General features: G+C 74.9%; 6 protein-coding genes and 1 pseudogene. 4 read left to right on the top strand and 3 right to left on the bottom strand.

The features are described 5' to 3' along the window. The 3 genes from BU204_RS40955 to BU204_RS31115 are packed head-to-tail and all read right to left on the bottom strand — an operon-like array spanning position 1 to position 2,598. The gene (locus tag BU204_RS40955; protein ID WP_075129365.1) at positions 1–198 is read right to left on the bottom strand and encodes a hypothetical protein; all 198 of its coding nucleotides are present in this window, start codon (positions 196–198) and stop codon (positions 1–3) included. Next, positions 195–1,478: a DUF58 domain-containing protein gene (locus tag BU204_RS31120; protein ID WP_075129364.1), complete on the bottom strand. Its 1,284-nt coding sequence runs from the start codon at positions 1,476–1,478 to the stop codon at positions 195–197. Before BU204_RS31120 ends, BU204_RS40955 begins: the two co-directional genes overlap by 4 nt. A gap of 4 nt (positions 1,479–1,482) precedes the next feature. Continuing rightward, positions 1,483–2,598 (bottom strand): AAA family ATPase, encoded by a 1,116-nt coding sequence (locus BU204_RS31115; RefSeq protein WP_075129363.1) that lies wholly within the window; start codon positions 2,596–2,598, stop codon positions 1,483–1,485. Between the two features lie 475 nt (positions 2,599–3,073). Between BU204_RS31115 and mraZ the strand changes: the two genes are divergently transcribed. The 4 genes and pseudogenes from mraZ to BU204_RS39520 form a co-directional block, all read left to right on the top strand. Beyond that, entirely contained in the window at positions 3,074–3,505 is a 432-nt protein-coding gene (mraZ, locus tag BU204_RS31110) for a division/cell wall cluster transcriptional repressor MraZ (RefSeq protein ID WP_075129362.1), read from the top strand. 176 nt (positions 3,506–3,681) lie between these two features. Beyond that, on the top strand, positions 3,682–4,638 hold the full coding sequence (gene rsmH, locus BU204_RS31105; RefSeq protein WP_075129367.1) for a 16S rRNA (cytosine(1402)-N(4))-methyltransferase RsmH: 957 nt from the start codon (positions 3,682–3,684) through the stop codon (positions 4,636–4,638). Further along, entirely contained in the window at positions 4,635–6,158 is a 1,524-nt protein-coding gene (locus BU204_RS41605; RefSeq protein WP_233160794.1) for a hypothetical protein, read from the top strand. Before rsmH ends, BU204_RS41605 begins: the two co-directional genes overlap by 4 nt. Further along, positions 6,158–6,519, top strand: a pseudogene (locus BU204_RS39520) (hypothetical protein); the annotation flags it as partial. The gene BU204_RS41605 and the pseudogene BU204_RS39520, both read left to right, overlap by 1 nt.

The raw sequence follows: 6,519 nt of genomic DNA, 5'->3' as shown, positions 1-6,519 counted from the left end.
TCACTGGCCGACTCCGGTCCGGGTGGCGGTGCGGGTGGCGGTGCGGGTGGCGGTGGGCTCGGTGGCGGTGGGCTCGGTGGCGGTGGGCTCGGTGGCGGTGGGCTCGGTGGCGGTGGGCTCGGTGGCGGTGCGGCCGGCAAGGCGATCCGCCGTGGGGCCGGCGGTGCGCCTGGCGGTGTGGTGGGTGGGTCCGGTCACAGCCCCGCCCCGCTGGTCATGGCGTCGCTGCGGCTGCCGTTCGCGCGGCAGAGCGTTGCCCAGGTCTCGGTCATCGGGGTGTGCGGGCGGGCGATCGTCACGCCCCAGCCCGTGCCACGCAGCAGGGTTGCCGCGCCCTCGAGGTCGGTCTGGGCGCCGCTCTCGCCGGGGGCGCCCCAGGCCGCCGTGTCGATCAGCACGGCCAGGCTGCGGGTGCCACGACCGCGTTGGGTGATCAGCTGGCCGAGGGCCTCGGTGCTGATGGCGCCGAGGATGGCGATCAGCTCCTGCCCGTGGCCGGGGTCGGTCCGGCAGTCGAGCTCGGCCTGCGGGGCGGGCTGCAGGGCGGCGAGTGCGTCGAGGACGGCGTGGTCGCTGTGGCTGCCGTCGCCGGAGTCGCTGATGACCAGCCGTCCGGTCTCGGTGACCAGCCGGATCCGCTGGCCGTAGCGGTGCAGGTGCAGGCAGATGCTGGCGGCGAAGGAGATCGCCCACTCGAGCGAGGACGTGGCGCCGGTGCCGCTGTGTGCCGGCGCGCGGTGGTCGAGCAGCACCGTGGTGCCGCCCCGCCACGGGCGCTCCTCGACCCGCACCATCATCTCGTCCCGCTTGGCCGTCGAGCGCCAGTGCACCTTGCGCAGGTCGTCGCCCTGGCGGTAGGGCCGGACGATCACATCGTCCTCGCCCTGGCCGGCGGCCAGGCGGACCGAGCCGTCGTCCCCGGAGCCCAGCCCCGAGCCGCCGGGCACCCCGAGCAGCGAGACGACCCTCGGCACGACCACCAGGCGCGAGGTACCGGCGAGGTCGCGCTCGAACTCGGCAAGCCCGAAGGGGTCGGTCACCGTCGCCTTGAGCGGTCCGAGCTGCTGGACCCCGCGCAGCATCGGCTGCACCGCGTACCGCAACCGGGTGCCGGTGTGCCGGGGCAGGTGCTCGATGACGAACCGGGGCTTGCCGCCCAGGGAGTACGGGACGCCGTCGGACACGAGCAGCCCGCCGGTGGGCAGCCGCCCGGTGCTGTGCACGTGCACCGTGACCTCGGCCCGCGCGCCGACCGGTACCCGGGGCGGCGCGAGGCTGCGCTGGGCGTGCAACCCGACGCGGGCCACCGCCGTGAGAAAACACACGAGGAGGGGGAGCGCGACGACGAAGACCGAGACCCGCAGCAGGTCGCGCTCGTTGAGGATGAACGAGCACAGCGCGGCGGCCAGCCCCGCGGCCAGCAGGCAGCGGCCCCGCGTGGTCAGCCCGGCCAGGGCACCCCGAATCGGTCGCGCCATCGAGTTACCTGTTCCGCGCCCAGTGCGCGTTCGGGTCGGCGACGGCCTGGGGCACCGGGACCCGTTGCAGGAGCCCGCGGATCAGGTCCGCGGTGGCCCGGCGGCCGGCCTGCGCCTCGGGGGTGAGCACCAGCCGGTGCGCGAGGACCGGCACGGCGACCGCGTGCACGTCGTCGGGCACCACGAAGTCGCGGCCGGACAGCGCGGCCTGTGCCCTGGCCGCCCGGACGAGGTGCAGCGTCGAGCGGGGCGAGGCGCCGAGCCGCAGCTCGGGCAGCCGCCGGGTGGCCGACACCAGCTCGACGCAGTAGCGGCGGATCTCGGGGGAGAGCTTGATCGCGCGCACGATCTGGATCAGGCCGCGGACCTGGTCGGCGTGCGAGACCGGCGTCAGGTCGGCGAGCGGGTTGTGCCCCGCGTGCTCGTCCACCATGGCGAGCTCGGCCTGCGGGTCGGGGTAGCCGATCGACACGCGCGCGGTGAACCGGTCGCGCTGCGCCTCGGGCAGCGCGTAGGTGCCTTCCATCTCGATCGGGTTCTGGGTCGCGATGACCATGAACGGCGAGTCGAGCGGGTAGGTGTTGGTGTCGACGGTGACCTGCTCCTCCTCCATGCACTCGAGCAGTGCCGACTGGGTCTTGGGGGAGGCGCGGTTGATCTCGTCGCCGACCACGATGTTCGCGAAGACCGGGCCCGGCCGGAACTCGAACTCGTTCGTCTGCCGGTTGAAGATCGACACCCCGGTCACGTCGCTGGGCAGCAGGTCCGGGGTGAACTGGATCCGGCTCACCGTGCAGTCGATCGACCGGGCCAGCGCCTTGGCCAGCGAGGTCTTGCCGACGCCCGGGACGTCCTCGACCAGCAGGTGCCCCTCGGCGAGCAGGGTCACCAGCGCGATCCGGACCACCTCGGGTTTGCCCACCAGCACCCGCTCCACGTTGGCGGCGATGCGCTGGGCGGCGGCGTTCAGCTCGTCGAGGTGACTGGCCGGGCGGAAGTGGTTGGTCTCCACCTGCGGGTGGGAGTTGGCACCGGCCGCGTGGTGCGCGTAGGGATCGCCGTTGGCCGTTGCGTAGGCATGGTTACCAGGCAGCGCCGATGGCGGAGTGCTGGACGTCACGCGACCTCCTGTGGTCTTTCGTCGGCGCAGAGCCTGCTCTGAAGTGTGTCAAACGGGCGATAAGTAACCCCGCCCCTGCCGATGACGCCTGGCGGGGACGCAGGTTCCCCCCAATTCTCCACGTCCGCGGGACTGCCGTGGGCTTGTCGGGGTCCTCCGCTGCCGAAATCCCCACAACGCCCCACAACTGACTGCCCGCGTGTGTTCCAGATCACCCGCCTTCGGCTGTCCGGAGCACCTCCTCGCGGCCCGGTCCGCCCGGGTAGTGCTCCCGCCGGTGCCCGGACGGGGGAGGTACACCACTCTCCCCCACGTTCCCCCCACCGCTCTCACCTGCGGAAACATCGCTGGGTCGATCCCGGTGCCGCGGTTTTCGACGTTGACTGTGGAGAAAAGTGGGGTACGGTGGCGGCAAGTGGGGCGGAAGGGGGCCTCATGACTGGCCCACCAGGGCCAGTGGGGAGGTGGGTGCCCGGTGTTTCTCGGCACGCACACCCCGAAGTTGGACGACAAGGGGCGGCTCACGCTGCCTGCCAAGTTCCGAGACGCGCTCGCGGGCGGGTTGATGGTCACCAAGGGCCAGGACCACTGCCTGTACGTCTTCCCGCGAGCGGAGTTCGAGGAGATGGCACGCAAGGTCGCCGCGGCGCCCCTGACGAACGAGGCGGTTCGCGCCTACCAGCGGTACCTGTTCGCCGGAACCGACGAGCAGCGTCCCGACGGGCAGGGGCGGATCGCGATCGCACCGGAGCTCCGGCGGTATGCCGGGCTCACCAAGGAGTGCGTGGTCATCGGTGCGATCACCCGGCTGGAGATCTGGGACGCGCAAGCGTGGCAGACCTACCTGGACGAGCACGAGGACAGCTACTCCCAGGCCGCTGAGGAGGTCCTCCCCGGGGTGTTCTGACCACCGGGCTCGTCCGAGTTTCTCCATGAGGGACGCGGGTGCCGTGAGGCCTCGGTCCGCTCGCTTTCGGCCCTGGCGCACCTTCCCCGGCGCCAGGTTCGACGAGCGGGCGGGGACCTGGCGGCACCCACGTTCGTTTCTGGCGGGCGTCCGGAGGGAGCGGGAAGGGGGTGACGATGACCCAGCACGTCCCCGTGCTGTTGGCACGGGTGTTGGAGCTGCTCGAGCCGGCCGTGGCACGGCCGGCCGCGGTGCTGGTCGACGCGACGGTCGGACTCGGCGGGCACGCCGACGCGCTGCTGTCCGCGCACCCCGGGCTGACCCTGATCGGCCTCGACCGCGACCCGGAGGCGCTCGCGAGGTCTGGTGAGCGGCTGGCCAGGCACGGCGACCGGGTGCACCTCGTGCACGCGGTGTACGACGAGCTGGCCGACGTCCTCACGCGGCTCGGTCTTTCCGGCACCAACTCCGTCGACGGCGTCCTGATGGACCTCGGGGTCTCCTCGATGCAGCTCGACCTGACCGAGCGTGGGTTCGCCTACGCCCAGGACGCGCCGCTGGACATGCGCATGGACCCCACCGCCGAACTCACCGCGGCCGAGGTGCTCAACACGTACTCGGCCGCCGACCTGGCCCGCGTGCTGCGTGACTACGGCGAGGAGCGGTTCGCCCGCCGCATCGCCGACGCGGTCGTCGCGGCCAGGGCCCAGGAGCCCTTCGCCTACAGCGGCCGGTTGGTCCGCCTGCTGTACGACGCCGTGCCGGCGGCCAGCCGGCGGACCGGAGGACATCCGGCGAAGCGGACGTTCCAGGCACTGCGCATCGAGGTGAACGGCGAGCTCGAGGCGCTGCGCCGGGCGTTGCCGGCGGCGCTCGCCGCGCTGCGGGTCGGCGGCCGGATCGTCGTCGAGTCCTACCAGTCGCTGGAGGACCGGCTGGTGAAACGGGCGTTCGCCGAGCTGGCGAAGTCGCGGACGCCCCCGGGGCTGCCGGTGGAGCTGCCGGGCCACGGCCCGCAGCTGCGCCTGCTGACCCGGGGCGCGGAGCAGGCGGACGAGCAGGAGACGGAGCACAACCCGAGGGCGGCGTCGGTCCGGCTGCGGGCGGCGGAGCGGATTCTGGAGGCGGCGTGAGCACGAGTGCTGAGCTCGCCGACGCGGCGCGGCGCCGACAGGCCGACGCAGAGGAGCCGAGGAGTTCCCGGAGACAGCCCGACGACCCGCCCACCACCGGACGGCGCCGGGCCGAGCGGGAGGCCGTCGCGGCCAGGATCGCCGAGCGCGAGGCGGGCCGCGGTTCGCGCGCTGACCGCCAGGTGCCGGCCGCACGCCGCCGCTCGGGCAGGGACGACGGCCGTGCCACGGCCGAGAGCGCCGGCCGGAACCGCTCGGCGTTAGCCGGTGGAGCGGGTCGAACCGCCGAGCCGGCCACCGGCCGCCGCGGCTCCCGCGGCGAGCGGGGCACGGGGTCCTCGGCGACCACGGGCCAGACCTCCCGCGCCGACGCTCCCGACCGCGCACGCGACTCGACCGCGACCACCGGGCGGGGCACCTCCCGCACCGGGACGAGCTCCGGGCGTGGCACCTCTCGTGGCGACGCCGACCGTGGGCGTTCCTCGAGTGCGGGGCGTGCCGCGTCCCGTGCCGATGCCGTGGACCGTGGGCGTTCCTCGACCCCGGGCCGCGCCGCGTCCCGTACCGACGCTGTGGACCGCGGGCGTTCCTCGAGTGCGGGCCGCGCCGCGTCCCGTACCGACGCCGGCGACCGTGGGCGTTCCTCGAGTGCGGCCACTGGGCGGGCCGCCGCCCGCACCGGTACCGGTGACCGCACGCGTTCCTCCACCGCGGGCACGGGGCGGGGCGGGGCGTCCGCGGAGCGTGCGCGCTCCTCGACCGCGAGCGCCGGCCGCACCGGCGCGACCGACCGCGCCCGTTCCTCGGCCGCGACGCGTGGTGGCACCGCCGAGCGCGCGGGATCTCCCGCCGGCGCCGGGCGGAGGTCGGCGAACGTCCCGGCGCGGCTGCGCGAGACCTCCGCCGACCCGCGTCGTCGGAGCGGGGCGTACGCCAGGAGCAAGGGCTCGGTCCTCGACCGAGCGAGGGCCGCGGCCAGGACCGCGTCGGCCAGGGTTGTGGCCGCTCCGGCCGAGTCACCCGCGCCGGCGGGGCCCGAGCGCGTCGTCGCGCGGCCGGCCCAGCGTCCGAGCACCACCGCCGCACAGCGAGCCCTGGCCCGTCGGGCGCACCGGTCGGGGTACCGGCCCGAGTCGCTCGACGGCGACCGGGCCGCGGGCCGCGCCTCGTTCGTCGTCCTGATCATCGCGTTGCTGACCGTGGGGGTCGCGACCACGCTCTGGCTCTCGACCCAGGCCGTCGCCGACTCCTACCGGCTCGACGAGGCCAAGCGGACGGCCGGCGAGCTCGCCGAGCAGGCCGCCGAGCTCCAGCGCGAGGTGACCAGGGCGGAGTCCGCCTCGGTCCTCGCCGAGCGGGCCAAGGAGATGGGCATGGTGCCCGCCGGCGACCCGGCCCGGCTCGTCGTCCGACCCGACGGCCGCGTCGTCGTCGTGGGTGAGCCGACGCCCGCCGCGAAGCCGTCGACCTCCGCGGAGAACCCACCGGAGCGGGCCGGGACGACGCCGGGAGCGGGCTGATGCCGTCTCCCGGTCAGCCGGAGGGCCCGCGCCGCGAGCGCGGGTGGCCCTCGGTTCCCGGCCGTCGCGCACCCCGCCCCCGCCCGGGAGCGGGGCTGCCGCCGCTGCACCCGAACCGTGCCGAGGACGTCCCGCGTTCCCCGCAGCCACCGCCTCGCCGCGGGGGGTCGGCCAGGGACGAGCTCCCGCCGTGGCGGGAGGCGTTGCGCCGCAAGGCCCGTGCCGAGGCCGCGGACCCCGCGTACCGCCCGCGCGACCCGCGCGACCCGCGCGACCCGCGCGACCAGCATGACCAGCACCGCCGGCAGGACCAGCGTCGCGAGCCGACGGGTGGCCGGGCCGGCACCGGCCGCGGCACGCC

Source organism: Actinophytocola xanthii (genome assembly GCF_001921205.1).
GTDB classification, from domain to species: domain Bacteria; phylum Actinomycetota; class Actinomycetes; order Mycobacteriales; family Pseudonocardiaceae; genus Actinophytocola; species Actinophytocola xanthii.
Note: the sequence above shows the minus strand (reverse complement) of the source record. Positions and strands in the feature narration are given on the sequence as shown.